At 36.2% G+C, this 19,151-nt stretch carries 16 protein-coding genes; 5 read left to right on the top strand and 11 right to left on the bottom strand.

The window, feature by feature from the left end:
- Positions 1 to 17: 17 nt before the first annotated feature.
- A complete protein-coding gene (pfkA, locus tag H628_RS0105415; RefSeq protein ID WP_027825534.1) occupies positions 18 to 977 on the bottom strand; it encodes a 6-phosphofructokinase in 960 nt (319 codons plus the stop codon).
- 168 nt (positions 978 to 1,145) lie between these two features.
- Positions 1,146 to 4,262 carry a DNA polymerase III subunit alpha gene (locus H628_RS0105410; RefSeq protein ID WP_027825533.1) on the bottom strand — a complete coding sequence of 1,039 codons (3,117 nt, stop codon included), beginning with the start codon at positions 4,260 to 4,262 and terminating at the stop codon, positions 1,146 to 1,148.
- A 104-nt stretch (positions 4,263 to 4,366) separates the two neighbouring features.
- Between H628_RS0105410 and H628_RS0105405 the strand changes: the two genes are divergently transcribed.
- Positions 4,367 to 4,570: a YjzD family protein gene (locus H628_RS0105405; protein ID WP_027825532.1), complete on the top strand. Its 204-nt coding sequence runs from the start codon at positions 4,367 to 4,369 to the stop codon at positions 4,568 to 4,570.
- Positions 4,571 to 4,628: 58 nt separating this feature from the next.
- Here the strand turns inward: H628_RS0105405 and H628_RS0105400 are convergent, their stop codons facing one another.
- From H628_RS0105400 to uvrC, 8 genes are all read right to left on the bottom strand, one after another.
- Positions 4,629 to 6,194 (bottom strand): bifunctional metallophosphatase/5'-nucleotidase, encoded by a 1,566-nt coding sequence (locus H628_RS0105400; protein ID WP_027825531.1) that lies wholly within the window; start codon positions 6,192 to 6,194, stop codon positions 4,629 to 4,631.
- 71 nt (positions 6,195 to 6,265) lie between these two features.
- A complete protein-coding gene (gene rpmF / locus H628_RS0105395; RefSeq protein WP_027825530.1) occupies positions 6,266 to 6,448 on the bottom strand; it encodes a 50S ribosomal protein L32 in 183 nt (60 codons plus the stop codon).
- A gap of 107 nt (positions 6,449 to 6,555) precedes the next feature.
- On the bottom strand, positions 6,556 to 6,810 hold the full coding sequence (locus H628_RS0105390) for a LapA family protein (RefSeq protein ID WP_027825529.1): 255 nt from the start codon (positions 6,808 to 6,810) through the stop codon (positions 6,556 to 6,558).
- A gap of 26 nt (positions 6,811 to 6,836) precedes the next feature.
- Complete coding sequence (locus H628_RS0105385) at positions 6,837 to 7,631, bottom strand: SDR family NAD(P)-dependent oxidoreductase (protein ID WP_027825528.1); 795 nt, start codon at positions 7,629 to 7,631, stop codon at positions 6,837 to 6,839.
- Between the two features lie 3 nt (positions 7,632 to 7,634).
- A complete protein-coding gene (gene rnz / locus H628_RS0105380; RefSeq protein ID WP_027825527.1) occupies positions 7,635 to 8,564 on the bottom strand; it encodes a ribonuclease Z in 930 nt (309 codons plus the stop codon).
- 18 nt (positions 8,565 to 8,582) lie between these two features.
- Entirely contained in the window at positions 8,583 to 10,493 is a 1,911-nt protein-coding gene (locus tag H628_RS0105375; RefSeq protein ID WP_027825526.1) for an acyltransferase family protein, read from the bottom strand.
- Between the two features lie 17 nt (positions 10,494 to 10,510).
- A complete protein-coding gene (gene obgE, locus H628_RS0105370) occupies positions 10,511 to 11,812 on the bottom strand; it encodes a GTPase ObgE (protein ID WP_027825525.1) in 1,302 nt (433 codons plus the stop codon).
- 81 nt (positions 11,813 to 11,893) lie between these two features.
- A complete protein-coding gene (uvrC, locus tag H628_RS0105365) occupies positions 11,894 to 13,696 on the bottom strand; it encodes an excinuclease ABC subunit UvrC (protein ID WP_027825524.1) in 1,803 nt (600 codons plus the stop codon).
- Between the two features lie 127 nt (positions 13,697 to 13,823).
- On the opposite strand from uvrC, the gene H628_RS0105360 reads away from it, so the two are divergent.
- From H628_RS0105360 to H628_RS0105350, 3 genes are all read left to right on the top strand, one after another.
- Positions 13,824 to 14,441, top strand: coding sequence for a DedA family protein (locus H628_RS0105360; RefSeq protein WP_027825523.1), 618 nt, complete (start codon positions 13,824 to 13,826; stop codon positions 14,439 to 14,441).
- An 85-nt stretch (positions 14,442 to 14,526) separates the two neighbouring features.
- On the top strand, positions 14,527 to 15,915 hold the full coding sequence (locus H628_RS0105355) for an APC family permease (protein WP_027825522.1): 1,389 nt from the start codon (positions 14,527 to 14,529) through the stop codon (positions 15,913 to 15,915).
- Between the two features lie 77 nt (positions 15,916 to 15,992).
- Entirely contained in the window at positions 15,993 to 16,931 is a 939-nt protein-coding gene (locus H628_RS0105350; protein WP_027825521.1) for a nucleoside hydrolase, read from the top strand.
- A gap of 220 nt (positions 16,932 to 17,151) precedes the next feature.
- Here the strand turns inward: H628_RS0105350 and H628_RS0105340 are convergent, their stop codons facing one another.
- Positions 17,152 to 17,964, bottom strand: coding sequence for an AAC(3) family N-acetyltransferase (locus H628_RS0105340; protein ID WP_236692241.1), 813 nt, complete (start codon positions 17,962 to 17,964; stop codon positions 17,152 to 17,154).
- Between the two features lie 271 nt (positions 17,965 to 18,235).
- On the opposite strand from H628_RS0105340, the gene H628_RS07565 reads away from it, so the two are divergent.
- Positions 18,236 to 19,144, top strand: coding sequence for a PTS sugar transporter subunit IIAB (locus H628_RS07565; protein ID WP_027825519.1), 909 nt, complete (start codon positions 18,236 to 18,238; stop codon positions 19,142 to 19,144).
- The last annotated feature ends 7 nt before the right edge of the window (positions 19,145 to 19,151 follow it).

Genomic DNA, 19,151 nt, shown 5'->3' with positions numbered 1-19,151 from the left:
ATTTACAAAAACAAAATTTACCGTGACAAATCATCATTCATTGCAAGCAATGAGTAATCACCGACGTGGTGGGAATCAAATAAATCAACAATATCGTGGGTACACAAGTGGTTATCTTCAATACCTACAGCTAATCCACCCTTACCTTCCATTAAGAGCTTAACAGCGTAGGCACCCATCTTGCTGGCCAAGACACGATCGCTAACTGTTGGTTCACCACCACGTTGCATGTGACCTAAAACTTCAGTACGAGCATCAAAGTCACCATACTTAAGTAGTTCCTTCAAGAACTCATCTGAAGTCATAACACCTTCTGCAACGATTACAATACCGTGGTCTTTACCATTGGCAAAGCTCTTCTTAAGCTTATCAGCAATTGCTTCAATGCTATAAGGCTTTTCCGGAATAACGATTGCATCAGCGCCACTTGCCACACCGACACGCATGGCAATGTCACCACAATTACGTCCCATAACGTTAATTACGAAGACACGTTGGTGACTACTTGCAGTATCTCTGATTTTATCAATTGCATCAGCAGCAGTTGTGCAAGCTGTATCAAAACCGATAGTTAAATCAGTGAATGGAATATCATTATCAATAGTACCTGGAAGACCGATTGAGTTAAATCCTCTCTTAGTCAAGGCCAAGGCACCATGATATGAACCGTCACCACCAATAACAACTAAGGCTTCGATTCCATGCTTCTTCAATTGTTCAATACCGCGAAGTTGACCTTCTTCTTGTGCAAACTCAGGATAACGAGCTGTGTACAGGAAAGTACCACCACGGGTTAAAACATTGGCAACTGAATCAGATGTCAATGGGAAAATGTCGCCTGCCACAAGACCTGCGAATCCGTAACGAATACCAAAAACTTCAATGCCATTTGCCATTGCAGTTCTTGCTACAGCACGGACAGCAGCATTCATACCAGGTGCATCCCCACCACTAGTTAAAATACCAATCCGTTTCATGAATTCACCCCATCATGATTATTATGTGTAATTTCTCACATCACTTAAATACTACCATTTTTTTGCCTCAAAGTCTTTAAAAAAGTGGCCTAAAATCAATTTCTTTTACATTTTACACATTGTTAGCGTTACCATTCCTTGTTATATTGTGATTTTATTAATTTGATTTTATTCTTTGAAATTCACTTGTTTTAAATTGGTAAGGAAATATTGAACCTTGCTAGCATCATAACGGTCATTTGTAGTCCGCAAACCTAACAAATAAATCTGTCCTTCTTTTAAAATTTCCGCAAACTTTTTATATACTCCAGGGAATATTGTTACTTCAATAGTTGATATTGCATCAGTAAATTGTGCAAAGGCCATAGTATCGCCTTTTTTGGTACGAATTTGCTTTAGTTTAATTAATCTACCGACGCTTATCCCAGTTTCATTAACTTGATAACTCGTTAAGTCCCTAGTATTAAACCGTTTAGCATATTTTTGAACTGCAACTAAAGCTGTTTGCGTTGTTGAAAAGCCCAAAACCTCTTCTTCCATTTCTGCTTTTTGGCTCTTGGTTGGCGCTTCTTTTTCAACCATCCGAATGCCACCTAAGCCTTCAGAAAGTGTAATATTTTGGCCAGTGAATTTCACATTTTCAACGATATCTTCACAATTATAGAGTAGTTCACTTCGGTTAGCATCGATTTTATCAAAACAGCCTCCCTTGATTAAGGCACAAATAGCCTGTGCGTTCAAAAACTTAGTATCAATTTTTCTTAAAAAATCGACTAATGATTTATATGGTCTATTTGCAACAATATTTCTTAAAAAGTCGATTCTGACGCCTTTAATTGCCTTAAGTCCCGTCCATAATTCACCTTTTTGTAAGGTAAAATCAACTTGACTCTGGTTAATATCAGGATGATGGACTTTAACACCATATTTTTGAGCTTGGCGAATATATTCAGCTAATTTTTCACGGTTAGCGAGGTTGGAATTTAATAAAGCCGTGTAAAAAGCAGCAGGAAAATGCACTTTCAAATAGGCTAGCCAAAAGGCTACCTTTGAGTAGGCAACGGCATGAGAACGGTTAAAGCCATAATTTGCAAACTGTTCAATATAGTTATAAATAATTTCAGCCTGCTGCTTACTATGGCCCTTTTCAATTGCCCCACTGATAAACTTACTCCGTTCTTTTTCAATAACTGCCTGATCTTTTTTGCTCATCGCCCGACGCAAGTTATCGGCTTCACCTAGACTAAAACCAGCTAAAATTTGGGCTGTTTGCATAACTTGTTCTTGGTAAACCAAAATCCCATAAGTAGGTTTTAAAATTGCTTCAAGACTTGAATCAGGATAAGTAACTGGTTCTTTCCCCAGCTTACGATTAATAAAGTGGTCAATATTTTTAATTGGACCTGGACGATACAAGGCGTTGACTGCAACTACGTCTTCAAAATCATCTGGATGTAGTCGACGTAAAACACCTTGAATGCCGGCAGATTCAAATTGAAAAATTGCGTCAGTTTCGCCTGCTTGGAATAAAGCCAAAGTTTTAGTATCTTGCAAATTGATTAACTTAGGATCTAGCTTTATTCCGTCTTGGGATAAAATCTTTAAAGTATTACCTAAAATTGTTAAATTACGCAAACCCAAAAAGTCAATCTTTAATAATCCTAATTCTTCAACATGCTTTTTTGTTTGTTGAGTAACTGGAATTTCATTGACACCAGCTTGTAAACCAGAAATTTTAGCAATTGATTTATCAGAAATAACTAAACCAGCGGCGTGAATTGAATAGTGGCGTGGCAAATCTTCTAAAGCTAAAGCCGTCTTAAACATCAACTTATTAACTTCCGTAGCATTGACTAAGAGTCGCATCTTTTCTGATTCTTGGTAAGCTTCTTGCAAGGTGATTTTTGTCTTCTTAAATGGAATGGCCCTAGTCCACTTATCGATTTGGGTCTTAGCTAGGCCAAAGACTCGACCACAGTCTCGAATTGCTTGTTTTGCTGCTAAAGTACCAAAAGTTAGAATTTGCGCAGCGTGATCCATCCCATACTTTGTAAACATATACTTAATCACTTCATCACGCCGATTATCTGGAATATCCAAGTCAATATCGGGCATTTGCTTTCTTGATGGATTTAGAAATCTTTCAAAGAGCAAATGATATCTTAGTGGGTCAACTTCAGTAATACGCAAACTATAAGCAACAAGTGATCCAGCGGCCGACCCTCTCCCTGGACCCGTAGTAATATCAACTGAATGTGCATAATTAATAACATCCCAGACAATTAAGAAGTAATCATCAAAGCCCATTTCGTTAATAACCTTTAACTCGTAATCAAGGCGCTCTTGATACGGCTGGGGGATTTTTCCAGACTTAAAACGACTAGCTAGGCCAATTTCAGCTAGATGACGCAAGTAAGCTTGAGAACTTGCAAATTTATCCTGATGATACTTGGGTAACTGAGGTTGAACAAATTCGACTTCACTATTGGCTTCAGTAGCAATTTTAGCTGCATTAAACAAGGCAGTTTCTAAATTTAAATTGCGGTATGACACACTTAATTCGGTACTTGAACGTAAATAGTGCGACCCTCTTTCTTGAGCTAATTCAACTAATGGATGCAATTTGACATTATTAGCAATTGCTCCTAATGTCTTCGTCAAAAATTGATCTTGCGGATTAAGATAACGCACATCTTCAGTTGCAACTAATGGTAAGTTAAATTGTTTAGCCATACTTGACACGAAATCAAGATAAGTCTGCCCTTTGGCACCATAAACTCCCAAATACAAACTACTAGTTGAAGGAATCAGGTTACTTATTTCTCGTACAAAGTCGCTAGCTAAATTGGGACTTGTTTCAGATAATGACCGCAATTCGCTTCGGTCATTGGCCGGAACAATAAAGAACTGATGACTCAAATATTTATCAAGCTGTTTTAAAGTTAAGACTTTATCATTTTGACCATTTTCTGTGATTAAGTTAATGGCGCTTGATAAGCGCAAAATATTTTGATAGCCCTGCTGATTTTTAGCAATGGTAAGTAAATCGTATTTTTTTGCCGGATCAATTAAGCCGTTAATCCGAATTGTCATACCGAGCAAGGGCTTAATTCCCTGCTTTTTGGCTGCTAAATAAAAATCTACCAAGCCATACGTGACATTAATATCAGTTAAAGCTATGCTGTCATAACCTTTTTCTTGAGCATCTTTGACTAATTGGTTGATTTTAATCGGGCTTTGCAATAATGAATATGAACTAAGAGTTTGTAAACCAGCTACTTGCATCTTTTTTATCCTCCATTTATTTCTAGTATAACAAAAGCCAGTCAGTCTTTTCTTGTAAGAGGAGCCAAAATTTGTTAAAATTCAAAACGAAAGAAGGAGAAGCTATGAGATATATTATTACTGCTTTTTGGAGCACAATTTTCATGTTAATCACCGGCTTTATTGCGGCTGCATTAACGCAAACAGCGTTTAATCCCGTTCAATCAATTAGAGTTGGCGTTGCCTTTGGTTTATTATTTGCAGTGATTATTCCTTTCATTACTGCAAAAAGTCATAAAGATAAGAGTAAATACAGTAAATTATTTTAATTAATTTAAATAAAAATCGCATAAGAAAAAGCCACTATTGAAGTGGCTTTTTTCTTTACTAATAAAACTTATAATTTGGCTTGGTATCAACCTTAACCGTACCGCTACTGAGGTATTCAGTAAACATTTGTACATAATCTTTATCAAGCATCATTTCAATTTTATCCATTGAATATGCTGGGTAAAAACCACCGCCCATTGCCCGATAGTTATTAACAGCTAAATGATAAATCTTATCATCTTCAATTGGCTTACCATTTAATTCTAGCTTCACAACGCGATGACCATGTGGCTTTGAAACATCAACTTCATAGTGTAATGGATAGAAGACATCAAAATGGTAAAGTTGTGGCTTAGGCTTAATGTAGCGATCAATAAAGTGTAAGTTGCCTTCAGCATCTTTTTCTAAGAAAGTAGCAGTATGCTCTAGAATTTCCTTCAAATCCTTACCTGTTAATTTAACCTTACATAACTGGTTAGCATATGGATAATTTAAAATTACTTGTCTCAAAGTTACTGTCTTGCTGGTAAACCCACGTGCCTTTTCACTCATTACAGCAGTAGCTGAAATATCTGCTCCAGTAAAGTAAATTTGCATTTGTTGCAAAAGGTTAATAAATGGCGCTCCTTTAATTCGCCCTTCAAAGGCATTATTGATTGGAGCAGGTTCAGATAAGTTGGCAATTGGTTGATCAAGCCATTTTTGTGTTCCTTCATCAACTTCCTTGATATGGTCAATAATGGCTTGATCAGGTTCATAGTCAGCCGTATCAATCAAAGCAGTTTTGATATCTTTTACCTTAACTTGATTGCCATCTTTATCAAGGTCCATGACAATTTCTGCCACACATTCACCGCGATAACCTGGTTGCACAATTGGCTTATTATCAACAATTGTATTCAAGCGGCGATGCTGGTGTCCGGTCAAGAAAATATCAACTTCTGGAATTTCTTTTAAAATCTTGTAGCCTTCATTTTCACCAGTATGTGGTTCTGTTGGTTCTCCAGTTTCAAGGTCACTTTCAAAACCACCATGATACATGACTGCTAACAAATCAACTTGCTTTTTAAGTTTAGGCGCAAGTTTTTTTATTTGATCAAAAGCTGAAACAAATTTCAAGCCCTTAATGTGTTCCTGGGGTTCCCAATGAGGAACATATTGCGTGGTAATTCCTAATAAACCTACTTTTACGCCTTCACGTTCAACAATCTTAAATTCCTGTCCAAAAGCAGGCTTTTCGGTACTCTCATCTAAAATATTATCATTAACAAAATCTGCCTTATTACCTGCAATATAATGTTTAAGATAGTCAAGACCGAAATTAAAATCATGATTTCCTAAACAACGACCATCATAACCTATTTCGTTATAGCAGGCAGTAAAACTATCTAAACGACTAAAATCTTGTCCAGCATGACAATAACTAGCCAATGGTGACCCTTGTAAACAGTCACCTGCATCCGTTACAATCACACGCTCATTGCCCCATTCTTTTCTTTTAGCCTTAATGACAGTTGAAACGCGACTTAAACTTATTGGTGCAGAATAATCACCCTTATCTTGATAATCGGTTGGAAGCATAAAACCGTGGGTATCACTAGTATGCAAAAAAACAAGTTTCATTATGTAATCCCTCATTGAATAGATTTTTTGTAAAAAAAAAGACACCGAAAAACAGGTGTCTTTCAAATAGATTAGTCGTTGTTGCTCTTCTTAACAACTTGACGACCCTTGTAGTAGCCGTTTGGTGAAACACGGTGGCTTAAGCGGTATTCACCTGTAGTTGCATCATAGTGCATTGCAGGTACAGTTAACTTAATATGACCACGACGTGAACGTTTCTTTTGTTTTGAAGTTTTTCTTGCAGGAACTGCCATTCGTTAAATCTCCTTTTTTGTAGTTTGAGACTGAAAAAGTCTAATTAGAATCAGACTTCGTTACTCACGTATTACAATCATACTATTAGATGAGTTATAAATCAAGTTTATTCGCCGAGTTTCTTGTCAGATTTTTTATTAAAAAAAGGAAACTTCTTGCGTGCTTCTCTATCATTAAAGACCCCTAATAGCCATGAAATTAAGGCTCCTAAAAAAGCCATTAAAACTAAGACTACAATTAGTGGTAATTTAGGTTTAAAAATTAAAAAATTAATCGTAACTGGTTCTGTATTTAATAAGACAAAAACAATTACTAATATACTAATTGCTAAACCTAAAACTAAGTTTTTCTGTTTATTCATTCCTCAATCCTACCTTCCGCTACTTTTTATTTCTTTGAACCAAAAATTAGTGAAAGATAATCTCCAATTGTTGGACAAAGATTATATAACTTAGCAAAAATTGCTAAGCTGATTGGCAAGTTTAATTCGCGCTTATTACTGCCGAAGTAGTGTACAATTTGCCAGGCAACATCATCAGGGTCAAGCATGAAGGCTTGAACATTTTGAACATAATTCCCCGTCTTATCTGCTCGATTGAAGAAGTTAGTATAAACAGGACCTGGATTAACTGTCATCACTTTAACATTAAATGGACTAAGTTCTAAACGTAAAACGTTTGAAAATTGAATTACAGCTGCTTTACTTGCACTATAAGCGGCAGACTTAGTTGTTGGAATCTTACCGGCAATTGAACCAATGTTAATTACTTGCCCGTGATTTTGGTCAATCATGATTCTGGCAATCAAACGGGTGAAGTACATCAAGCCTAAAACATTTACTTGGAACATATTGGTCACAAGTTGAGGATTTTGATCCAAGAAGTTTTCAAAATCGCCAAAACCTGCAGCATTTACTAAAAAGTCAATATGTTTAACTTTTTGAATAATTTGTTTAAAACTAGCTTCAATTTGATCAGCTCTACCCATATCTGTTGGTAAAACTATAACTTCACTGCCGGATAATTCTTTAGCTTCAGCAGCTACTTCAAGCAACTTTTCTTCTCTGCGAGCAAGCAAAATTAAATTTGCACCCCGTTCTGCTGCTTGTAAAGCAACCGACCGGCCAATTCCACTTGATGCACCAGTTACAACAACAACCTTATCACGTAATGAATCACTCATAATTTAACCTCTCAACGGAATATCAAAATCATCAAAATCATTAACTAAAAAAGTATTTGGGAAAATTTTACGAGCTTGTTTTTGCATTTCAAAAGCTTTAGCTCCTAAATAACGAGCAGAAACATGAGTTAGATATAAAGTCTTTACCCCACAATCCTTTGCAACTCTGGCAGCTTGATCGGCAGTTGAATGATAATATGCTCTTGCCATCTTACTTTCATTACCATTAAAAGTTGCTTCATGAATCAGAACATCAGCATTTTGGGCTAATTTTCTAATTGCATCAGTTGCACGAGTATCGTAAATAATTGTGACGATTCGTCCCTTCTTTTCCGGTCCTAAAAAATCTTTTCCATTTAGTTCCGTTCCATCTTCTAACTTTACCACTTTTCCAGCCTTAAGCTCACCCAAAATTGGGCCATTAGGTAAATGATACGGAGCTAGCTTATCCATTAATAACTCACCAGGACGTGATTTTTCTTCTACCCGGTAGCCAAAGCAAGGAACACGGTGATCAAGTTTATCACAAGTTACTTTAAATTCCTTATTTTCAAAAACTACACCAGATTCTGTTAACTCAATAAAGTGAATCGGATAACTAATCTTAGTTTTTGAAATTCTAAGACTGGTGCGTACAAATTGTTCTAAACCTGCTGGGCCATAAATTGTTAATGGGCCAACATCGCCTTGAAAAGAACGGGTTGAAAGTAAACCTGGTAAACCAAAAATATGATCCCCATGATTGTGTGAAATGAAAATTTTGGTAATTTTTCGAGGGCGAATATTGGTTTTTAATATTTGATGTTGTGTAGCTTCTCCAACATCAAATAGCCAGACTTCATTTAATTCATCCAGTAGCTTCAATGCCAAACTTGAGACATTGCGCTGCTTTGATGGCTGGCCAGCCCCTGTACCTAAAAATTGAATTTCCATTAATATTTCACACCTATCTTAAAACTTACTATTTTTAACTATTTGTTTGGTTACATATGCACTATAATACTTAGCTCCTGATAAAGTTGGGTGGGTTTGATCCTTGTAAAACCAGCTATCATGGTCCTTACTATAATCATACCAGTTGATAATCGTTAAATTTGAATATTTATCAGCAGCTTGTTTCAACAAATCATTAACTTGATTTTGCCATGGACGTGGTACCTTAACGCTAATCCAGAAGACATGACGCTTTTTGCCAATAATGCTCATTAATCGATCAACATCGCCCATTGAAAATGGACCATTAGTTCCTAACCCCACTAACACATTATCAGCTAAAGCTCCCTGATTAGTATAATTTTGAAAAATACCTATTGTTGGCACCATTTGTCTTGAAACAGCAGCATCAATTAAGGCATGTGGCATTAATTGCTTTAAGGCATCACTTGCACCTGCCATAACTGAATCACCAACTGCAGTTACACGCACTTTTTGGGCTAATTGCAAGTCAACTTGACTAATATCGTATTTTTCAAATTCACGGTTTACTGGTTTAGTCTTAGCTGCCTTTTTAGCTTCTGCTTCTGCCTTAGCAGTTGATTCTGAAGTTTTCCCTTTCTTAAATTCAGCTGCCAATTTTTTATTATCACGCACTTGCTTTTGACGATTTTTCTTAATTGTTTGTGCCAATTGTGACTTGTTAGGGTCTGGTGCCTTTATCTGTGGAGACTTAATAAAGGCAATCACACTTAAAATTAAAATCAAAGTCATAACTGCACTAATAATCTTTAGAGCAAAGCTATTTTCTTTCATCAATTTTTCCTTAAAATCATAAACCTTTTCGAGATTAATTTTGGCAAATGGCCGCTCAACTAGTCGATAAGTCAATTCAGCAATTAGCAGAATAATAATTACTTCAATCAAATGATATAAAGCAGCATGGTTAGCCATGTCAGTAAACTTATTTTCAAAGAAAATCATTACTGGAAATTGGTACAGATAAATTCCGTAACTACGACTACCAATCCAATCAAAAACTCGATTAGTGAAGATTTGATTCCAGTGACTGCCAGGATGAGCAATAATGGCAACTAATATAGCTGTAAAAACGGAGAAAAAGAGCATCCCACCACGGTATGGAAATGACGTCTGTGGATCCATCCACTTAGTAAAGAAGAGGAAAATCATTCCCAAAAAAGCCAAAGCTCCCACTGCATCAAGCAAATGCCCATCATGCTTACTGATATCAACCTTTAAATGTTTAATTGGCCAGCAACAAGCCAACATTGCACCAATTCCTAATGAGAAAAAGCGAGTATCAGTTCCATAATAAATGCGACTTGTATCAACACCTGGCTGATATAAAAGTGCCATTTCTAATGCAGACAAAAGAGTCAAGACAGTGAAAAACCAAAAAATTCCTTTTCTACGTCTAAATAATTTTACTAAAAAGTACATCAAAAGCGGCCAGACAATATAAAATTGGCCTTCAATTGACATAGTCCACAAATGCGTAAATGGCGACTCATTTCCAGCGAAGCGTTCAAAATAGCTTTGCCCATTACTAATCTGCCAAAAGTTATAAAAATTAAGTAAGTTAGCTATCACAATTTGATTAAACTTAGCTAACAAATTTTGCTGAAATAGCAACATATAGGCGCCGCTACCAGCTAAAACGGTAATCAACTGAGGGTATAACTTTTTAAGTCTCCCTAGGTAGAAACGTTGATTATCATAAAATCCCAATTCATCGTAACTTGCCAAAATATGGTCAGTTACTAAATATCCGGAAAGGACTAAAAAGATGGGAACTCCCAAATACCCACCGATATATGTATTAGGGTCTAAGTGATACAAAATAACCCCTAATACCGCTAAAGCTCTTAATCCGGAATATCCCTTAATAAAACGATTCCCCGTTTTCATGGCAAAATCTACACCCTTTATTGTACAAATTCAAATGAGAAGTTACCGATGGTTACATCATCACCATCAACAGCCCCCTTAGCTCTTAAGGCATCATCCACTCCAAGGTTCTTAAGCTTTCTAGCTAATAACATAATTCCATCATGGTGATCTAAGTTGATCATCTGAACGATTCTTTCAATCTTTTGACCACTAACAACAAATTCATGTTCACCAACGCGTTCTACTGTAAAGATTGGCTCTTCTTCAGGTTTAAATTCGTAATTCTTAGTTTCAGTTTGTGCTTCTTCAGCTACTTCTTGACTTGCTTCAACTTCAGCTACTAAGTCACAAGCCTTAACCATCAATGGTTCTAGCCCTTGATGAGTTACACTAGAAATTTCAAAAATTGGCTCATCAATGCCTAATTCAGCAAGGCCTGCCTTTAATTTAGCTAATTTTTCGTCACTACCAGGAATATCCATTTGAGAAGCAACGATAATTTCTTTCTTCTTAGTTAAGTCAGCTGTGTAATTAGCAAGTTCGTGCTTGATAATCTTATAGTCTTCAACTGGATCACGACCATTATTGGGATCCATTGAAATTAAATGCAAGATTACTTTAGTTCTTTCAACATGACGTAAGAACTGAATTCCAAGTCCAACACCCTGACTAGCACCTTCAATTAGTCCTGGTAAGTCGGCCATTGAAAAGTCACGACCATCTTTTAAAACTACCATCCCTAAGTTGGGTGTTAAAGTGGTAAATTCATAAGCTGCAATCTTAGGCTTCGCCTTAGTAACAACAGAAAGCAAAGTCGACTTACCTACTGATGGAAAACCTACTAAACCGACATCTGCTAAGACCTTTAATTCCAGCTTCAAAGTTCTAAATTCTCCAGGTTCACCATTTTCAGCAATTTCAGGAGCAGTATTCACACTATTAGCAAAGTGAATATTACCGCGACCGCCACGGCCACCTTTAGCAACAACTAATTCTTGGCCTTTTTCGGTCATATCACCTAAAACTTCCCCAGTAAAAAAGTCTGAAACAACCGTCCCAACTGGAACTTTTAAATATAAATCTTTAGCAGCTTTACCATATTGAGACTTAATTCGACCATTTTCACCAGATTGAGCTTTAAACTTTCTACGATATCTAAAATCCATTAAAGTTCTCAAGCCGGCATCAGCAACAAAGATGATACTACCGCCACGGCCGCCATCACCACCAGCAGGTCCACCATTTGGCACATACTTTTCATGACGAAAAGCAACCATGCCGTCTCCGCCCTTACCAGCCTGGACTTCAATTTTAGTTTGGTCAACAAAAGTTGGCATAATTTATCTCCTTCTATCTCATTAACTGTTTAATTTTATCATACAAAAACTAACTTTTTATCTATAAAATCAAGATATTTATTATAAGGTAAGTTTTACCGCCTGAGCTTGGGGTAAAGTCAAACCAGCTGCTTGTAATTGTTCAACTGAAGCTTCTTTAATCTTCTTTAAAGAACCAAATTCTTTCAAGAGCTTATTGCGACTCTTAGGACCAATTCCCTTAATTCCATCAAGTTTACTTGCTAGAGAATTTTTAGCATGAGTCTTGCGGTGAAAGGTAATTGCAAAGCGGTGAACTTCGTCTTGAATTCGCGTCATCAAATAAAAGCCTTCAGATTTTGGATCCATTGGAATTAATCTTAACGGCTCACCATTAGGTGGATCACCAAAAATCAAGTGATTAGTATGGTGATGATTATCTTTAACCATCCCAGCAACGGGAATATCGCAATTTAATTCATTTCTCAAAACATCTAAACATGCGTCAACTTGAATTTGTCCACCATCCATTAAAATCAAATCAGGTAACCGGCTATGCTCTTTGAGCATACGACTATAACGCCGACGAACTACTTCACGAGTATTGCCAACTTCATCAGCCCCATTTTGATGCTCTACTTCACCTTTTAATTTATATTTGCGGTAAGCAGTTTTAAAGGCTTCTCCATCTTTAAAGACTACACAGGCAGATACGGGATCCGTCCCTTGAATGTGAGAGTGGTCAAAGCTTTCAATAATTGAGCCATACGGCAAACCGAGTGCTTTAAAGATTTCAGCTTGGGCTCCTTTAGTCTTACGATTACCGAGTTCAAGCAAACGGAATTTTTCATCCAGTTTCAACTTGGCATTATCTTTTGCCATTTTTAATAAGTCACGCTTAGTCCCGCGTAACGGCGTTTTAACCTTGGTTTTTAAAACTTCACTCAAGCTTTCTGCATCAACACCTGCTGGTACTAAGACTTCCTTAGGCAGAATGCGATTTTTTTGGTTATAAAATTGCACAATAAAAGATATGAATTCGTTTATTGGGTCCCCCATATCAGTCAAAGGGAACATCTTAGTTTCCCGCCGCAAAAGCTTAGCTTGGCGTAAGAAAAATATTTGGATACTAATCCAAGATTTATCAACATAAAAATTAAAAATATCTCTTTGCGTATGATCGTTTGAAATAATTCTTTGTTTTTCGACGGTCTGTTCTATATAACGCAGTTGATCACGAAGTTCTGCTGCTCGTTCAAATTCAAGCGCTTGACTAGCTGCTTGCATTTTTTCTGTTAATTCCGCCTTAGCCATCGCAATATCACCATTTAAAAAGCGCTTAATCTTTTCAATCTGGGATAGGTATTCACTTCGTGGCACCTCTTTAAAACAGGCACCTAAACATTGCCCCATATGATAATAAAGGCAGGGGCGTCCTTGATGTCCATTGCAACGTCTTAAAGGCCATACTTTTTGAATAAATTTCAAAGTGGCCTGTGCCGCATAAACATTGGGATATGGGCCAAAATAGTAGCCCTTATCTTTACGCACAATTGAGGTTAATTTAGTTTGTGGATCTTTCTCATTGGTAATTTCAATATATGGATAGCCTGTACCTTGTTTTAGTTGCACATTGTAATAAGGCTGATATTTTTTGATTAGAGTGATTTCAAGTAAAAATGATTCTTTATCTGAACCAACAGTAATAATATCGAAATCTGCAATTTCTTTGACTAATTCAGCCCGCCGTCCTACTTGCTTACTTTTAAAATAAGAACGAACCCGATTTTTTAAGTTTTTAGACTTACCAACATAGATTACAGTTCCATTAATATTTTTCATCAAGTAACAGCCTGGTTTTTCTGGTAATAGCCTTAACTTATTTTCAATTAACTCATTAGCCAAATAATCACTTCCACTTCTATCCATTTTACCGCTTACTATCTTAGCATGAAAAAGTAAATTATTGGTAAGACTTGATCAATTCTCTTATAATTAAAATAAATAATTTAATTATAATTTAGGAGGCACTATGATAGATTGGATGCTAAGTATCATTAACCAATATGGCTTTTGGGCAATCTTGTTCCTAATTGCCTTTGAAAACATCTTTCCACCCATTCCATCAGAAGTAATTTTATCTTTTGCGGGCTTTTTAACTCTGCACTCAAAGCTAACGCTTTTTCAAGTGGTTCTAGCAGCAAGTATTGGAAGTGTTTTGGGTGCATATGTTCTATATTATATTGGCTACTTACTTGATGAAAATCGCTTAAAAAAATTAGTACAAACAAGACTATTTCGATTTTTAGGTTTTAAAGCTGACGATGTTAGCAAAACAATTACTTGGTTTCAAAAACGTGGTCAAGGAGCTGTCTTTTATGGTCGTTTCGTACCGATTATTCGAAGCTTAGTTTCAATCCCTGCTGGTATCAGTAAAATTAACTTCCTTCGATTCAGTATTTTTACCTTCTTAGGTTCACTAATTTGGAATTTAATTTTAACTGCATGTGGTGCTTATCTAGGAAAAAAATGGCACCTTTTGGTGACTATCGTAGATGACTACGCTATGATTTGCGCAGGGGTAATTATAATTGCTTTTCTTTATTTTGCGATTCTTTGGTATAAAAAGAGAATTAAGAAAGAAAATTAAAAAGCAGAGATTAACTTTTATAGCTCTAGCTTAAAAAGTTATTAAATGCTATAATGGTCCAAATATATTTTTTGAGGTGAAAAATATGAGTTTAGATTTACTCAGAAAGGAAAGTATCGAAAAATATTTGGCTAATGATAATTCGTTTAAGAAGACACTAACTGCTAAAGACTTAATTTCTATGGGTGTTGGTGCAGTAATCGGTACTGGTATTTTTATTTTACCGGGAACTGTGGCTGCAAATTATGCTGGCCCTGCAGTTACTTTGTCTTTCTTAATTGCAGCTTTAGTCTGTGTACTTTCTGCTATGGCCTACGCTGAATTTAGTTCTACTTTACCTGTTGCTGGTAGTGCTTATTCATATGGAAATATTATCTATGGTGAATTAGTTGGGTGGATTTTAGGTTGGGCCCTAATTTTGGAATATATGTTATCAGTTGCTGCTGTGGCTGCTGGCTGGTCAAGTTATTTCCAATCATTTTTAGCACCTTTTAACATCACTTTGCCTAAATATCTAGTTAGCTCATTCAACCCTGCTAAAGGAACTTATGTTGATATTATTGCTATCTTGGTTGTCTTATTGATTACCTTCCTTCTTTCACGGGGAATGAAAGATTCAGTTAAAGTTAATAACTTTGCCGTTGTGCTTAAAATTGCAATTATTTTGGCATTTATTATTATGGGATTAAATTTCATCAAACCTGAAAATTATCACCCATTTATTCCATATAAATTTAACGGTGTCATTAAAGGAGCGACAACCGTTTTCTTTGCCTTTTTAGGTTTCGACTGCGTTTCTAGTTCGGCTGCTGAAGTTAAAAATCCACAACGTAATATGCCATTAGGGATTATCGGTACCCTTTTAATTGCCAGTGTCTTCTACATGGGGGTTTCAATTGTTTTAACTGGAATGGTTCATTATACTAAGCTTGATGTAGCCAATCCAGTAGCCTTTGCTTTAGAATTTGTGCACCAAAATTGGCTAGCACAACTTTTATCATTAGGTGCCCTAGTTGGAATGGCCACAATGATGTTAACAATGATTTACGCTAGTTCACGATTGGTATATGCAATGGCTAGAGATGGGCTATTACCTAACTCACTAGCAAAATTATCAGGAAAAAATAAAATTCCACAAATCAGCCTTTGGTTTGTAGCCATAATTATCAGTCTTGGAGCTGGTGTTTTCTCTGTTGATCAATTAACTAGTTTAGTTAATTTCGGTACCTTATTAGCCTTCACTTTGACTTCATTTGGAGTTCTTTTACTTAGAAAAAGAAAAGATTTACCAAATAATGGCTACAAGATGCCAGGTTATCCTGTTTTACCAATTATTTCTGGTTTGATTTGTTTATACTTATTAACCCAACTTAATTTAGATGTTTATATTATGGCTGTTGTTTGGTTCATTATTGGATTAATTCTCTACTTCACATATGGATATAAACACAGTCATTTAAACAGTAATTATTAAAAATTGTTCAGTTTTTAGCTATCTTTCGGTATAATTATTCCGTAGAGATAGCTTTTTTAATGAGAAAGGTCTAACAAATGAAGAATATTTATTTTAACCACGATGGTAATACTGACGATTTAGTATCCTTACTTTTGCTTTTACAAGCACCAGACATTAACTTGATTGGTGTTGGTGTAATTGATGGTGATGGTGCAATTGAAGGAAGTGGTGAAGCTAGCCGGAGAATTATTGACCGCTTTAACACACATAATCATGACTTAGAAGTGGCTTATTCAACCTCTAGAGCTCACCATCAATTCCCTGAAGCTTGGCGTGAAAGTGCCTTTACTTTTGCAAACTTTCCAATTTTAAATGAGCTTGGAGCAATGAAAACCAAAAAAGCAACTGTACCAGCTCATATTGATATGGCTAAGAAAATTATGGCCCAAGATGACAAAACTACTTTGATTATGACTGGTCCAATTACTGACTTAGCACGAGCTCTTGATTATGAACCTAAATTATCTGAGAAAATTGACAAATTATACTGGATGGGCGGTTCCCTTGATGGTCACGGCAATGTTTTCGTGCCTTACTATGATACGACCCAAGAATGGAATGCCTTTTGGGATCCTGAAGCTGTAGCCCGTGTTTGGGAAAGTGACCTCGATATTCAAATGGTTGGTCTTGAAAGTACCGAGGAGATTCCACTAAATGATGAATTGCGTCAACACTTTGCCAGCTTGAGACGCTATCCAGCATTTGACTTAATTGGACAAGGATACAGCTTAATTCTTTCATCCCAACCAGGAAATCAATACTACCTTTGGGACGTCTTAACCACTTTATCTGCCCTTTACCCTGAACTAGTTGAAAGTCGTAAGACCAAGAGTGTAGTGATTACTGAAGGTAAAGCTAGCGGACGATTGGTTGAAGATGAAGATGGTCATCCAATGACTTTAGTTACAAAGGCAGATAAAGACGCTTTCTTCAAAAAATTTGATGAATTAGCAAAATCAGCTGTTTTAAAATAAGATAGTAGATATAAAAATAAGAGTCACCTATTGGGTGACTCTTATTTTTATTGCTTAGGTTTTGCTTTTAAAACAAAAGCAATCGCACATAACATAACAAAAACAACAAAAGCAGAAACATAAACCAAATTCATACTGTGCTCCCCTTTACTTTACTCCCACTTTCAGAATATATGAAAGCGATTTCTTTGTCAAAAGATAAGCACTTCTGATTATTAATTTAAGCAACTGGACCCTTCCACCCTGCATTTAGTTGATGAGCACGGTCTTTTTGTTCAAACCAATCTCTGGCAAAACTGACAATATCACGTAAATTAAAGACTAAAATTTGTCCTGCTGGCAAGTTGGCAATATTTACTGGATATGCCTGTAAAAAATGGGTTCCTAAATCTTCAAAATCATCATATTTGTCAAATTCTACATTATTGAACTTAATCCAGCGTTTTTCTGTCCCGACCATAATTGGTGCTGACTCTTGCACTAATTCACGACCAATTTCTGACTCTGCAAAATGAATAGCAACACAAGTTTCAAAATTGGTACCCAATAAAACCACTTTGCTATTTAAGTCATATAGCCGTCCTAAAACTCCTGTTTGACCAAATGGTAAGTCATAACTATGATCAGTACAAATTTTTTCTTTATCTTTTCCCCATGCGGCAAACGAATACAAGGGATGGTTATCACGACTAGTATTAGGCTGACTTCTAAAATATTCACTAAAGGCAGATGCCCCTCCAGCTGGAGTTAACTGTGGATCATACGCTGGCATCTGGGCTTTAATTTTATCAGCCAGACCGGCTTCATAATGTTCACTTGGATCCTGCAATTGCAAAGAAAATGCGGGTGACACAATATTTCCTTGAGCTACAACCTTTTTTAAAGCTGTCACGATTGACTGCTCTTTGCCTGGTATAATCCCAAATGCTTGAATATCAGCCTGAATCAAGATGCTGTCTGTAGTCTGAATTCCAATTTCAGTTAAAGCCTGATATAAATCATTTGCACTATAAATCAGCTCATTCTCATCCATTATTTGATAATATCCTCACTCTGTTTTCTCAATTTTATAAAAACACTATATCTTTTATTTTACCAGTGTCAGAAAAAATGTCCTAATTTATCTCATAAAGTTTACAATTCACTAAAGCGATTACATTATTGATATATAGGTGTTTTTGTAAATTGGTATAATCTTTAAGTTTTGCTATATAGTCAAATTATATGTCACTTTTCAAAAAATTGGTTTATTTTTAAAATCAAAAGTATATAATCAAATCTAGATGTATTTTGGAGATGAAAATATGCAAAACCTATTATTAATTAGTCATGGTAACTATGCCAAGGCTACTTTAGAAAGTTGCCAAATGATTTTGGGACCACTAAAGCAGGTCAAGGCAGTTGAATTCAAACAGACGATGAACCAAGACGATCTTTTAGCGGAAATTGAAACCGCATATGCTAGTTTTGATAGTGCACCAATAATCTTGGTTGATTTTAAAGGCGGCACTCCTGGTAATTGTGCCATTCGCTTTCAGGCAAAACATCCAGAAATTAGAATTTATGCAGGTTTATCCTTTGCCCTTGTTTTAGCTCTTGCCACTGGAACACCAGTTGACGAAGCTTTTAATCAAGTTCAAGCAAGTTCTGGAGCGCTCGGGTCAACGCCTAATCTAGACAAAAATACCTCTACACCAAGTAGTAATAAAAAAATAGAAACAAACAATAACAATCCAGCCAAATTCTTTGTCAGAATTGATGAACGTTTAATTCACGGTCAGGTTGCCACAATGTGGACCAACGCCTTGAAATTAACCCGTTTGATGGTTGTTGATGATGATATAGTTAAATCTAACATTCAAAAAACAGCTCTCAAAACCGCGTGTCCTCATGGTATTCATTTAAGTATTTTAACCAGTAAGGGTGCTGCTAAAAGAATTAAAGCTAATAACTACCATGGCCAAACGGTCTTAATTTTAGTAAAAAATCCATTAGTTTTACAAAGACTAGTTGAAAACGGCGTTGCTTTGCCCGCAATTAATGTTGGTAATATGTCAACTAAAGACTCATCACGTCAAGTCGCTAAAAGTGTAGCAGTTACCGCTGAAGATATAGCTGCTTTTAAGTTCTTAGATCAACATGGTCTTAAACTCTATCACCAAATGGTACCAGCTGAAACTGCTGAAGACTTTATGCCATTACTAGACAAATAGGAGGATA

The sequence above is a fragment of the Lactobacillus psittaci DSM 15354 genome (assembly GCF_000425905.1).
GTDB lineage: Bacteria > Bacillota > Bacilli > Lactobacillales > Lactobacillaceae > Lactobacillus > Lactobacillus psittaci.
The sequence above is the reverse complement of the archived record's forward strand: the minus strand, read 5'-3'. Positions and strand labels throughout refer to the sequence as shown.

What these genes read in the sequence shown, in the direction of transcription:
- pfkA (WP_027825534.1), bottom strand. Translation starts at nt 977, where the DNA reads ATGAAACGGATTGGTATTTTAACTAGTGGTGGGGATGCACCTGGTATG.
- H628_RS0105410 (WP_027825533.1), bottom strand. Translation starts at nt 4,262, where the DNA reads ATGCAAGTAGCTGGTTTACAAACTCTTAGTTCATATTCATTATTGCAA.
- H628_RS0105405 (WP_027825532.1), top strand. Translation starts at nt 4,367, where the DNA reads ATGAGATATATTATTACTGCTTTTTGGAGCACAATTTTCATGTTAATC.
- H628_RS0105400 (WP_027825531.1), bottom strand. Translation starts at nt 6,194, where the DNA reads ATGAAACTTGTTTTTTTGCATACTAGTGATACCCACGGTTTTATGCTT.
- rpmF (WP_027825530.1), bottom strand. Translation starts at nt 6,448, where the DNA reads ATGGCAGTTCCTGCAAGAAAAACTTCAAAACAAAAGAAACGTTCACGT.
- H628_RS0105390 (WP_027825529.1), bottom strand. Translation starts at nt 6,810, where the DNA reads ATGAATAAACAGAAAAACTTAGTTTTAGGTTTAGCAATTAGTATATTA.
- H628_RS0105385 (WP_027825528.1), bottom strand. Translation starts at nt 7,631, where the DNA reads ATGAGTGATTCATTACGTGATAAGGTTGTTGTTGTAACTGGTGCATCA.
- rnz (WP_027825527.1), bottom strand. Translation starts at nt 8,564, where the DNA reads ATGGAAATTCAATTTTTAGGTACAGGGGCTGGCCAGCCATCAAAGCAG.
- H628_RS0105375 (WP_027825526.1), bottom strand. Translation starts at nt 10,493, where the DNA reads ATGAAAACGGGGAATCGTTTTATTAAGGGATATTCCGGATTAAGAGCT.
- obgE (WP_027825525.1), bottom strand. Translation starts at nt 11,812, where the DNA reads ATGCCAACTTTTGTTGACCAAACTAAAATTGAAGTCCAGGCTGGTAAG.
- H628_RS0105360 (WP_027825523.1), top strand. Translation starts at nt 13,824, where the DNA reads ATGATAGATTGGATGCTAAGTATCATTAACCAATATGGCTTTTGGGCA.
- H628_RS0105355 (WP_027825522.1), top strand. Translation starts at nt 14,527, where the DNA reads ATGAGTTTAGATTTACTCAGAAAGGAAAGTATCGAAAAATATTTGGCT.
- H628_RS0105350 (WP_027825521.1), top strand. Translation starts at nt 15,993, where the DNA reads ATGAAGAATATTTATTTTAACCACGATGGTAATACTGACGATTTAGTA.
- H628_RS0105340 (WP_236692241.1), bottom strand. Translation starts at nt 17,964, where the DNA reads ATGGATGAGAATGAGCTGATTTATAGTGCAAATGATTTATATCAGGCT.
- H628_RS07565 (WP_027825519.1), top strand. Translation starts at nt 18,236, where the DNA reads ATGCAAAACCTATTATTAATTAGTCATGGTAACTATGCCAAGGCTACT.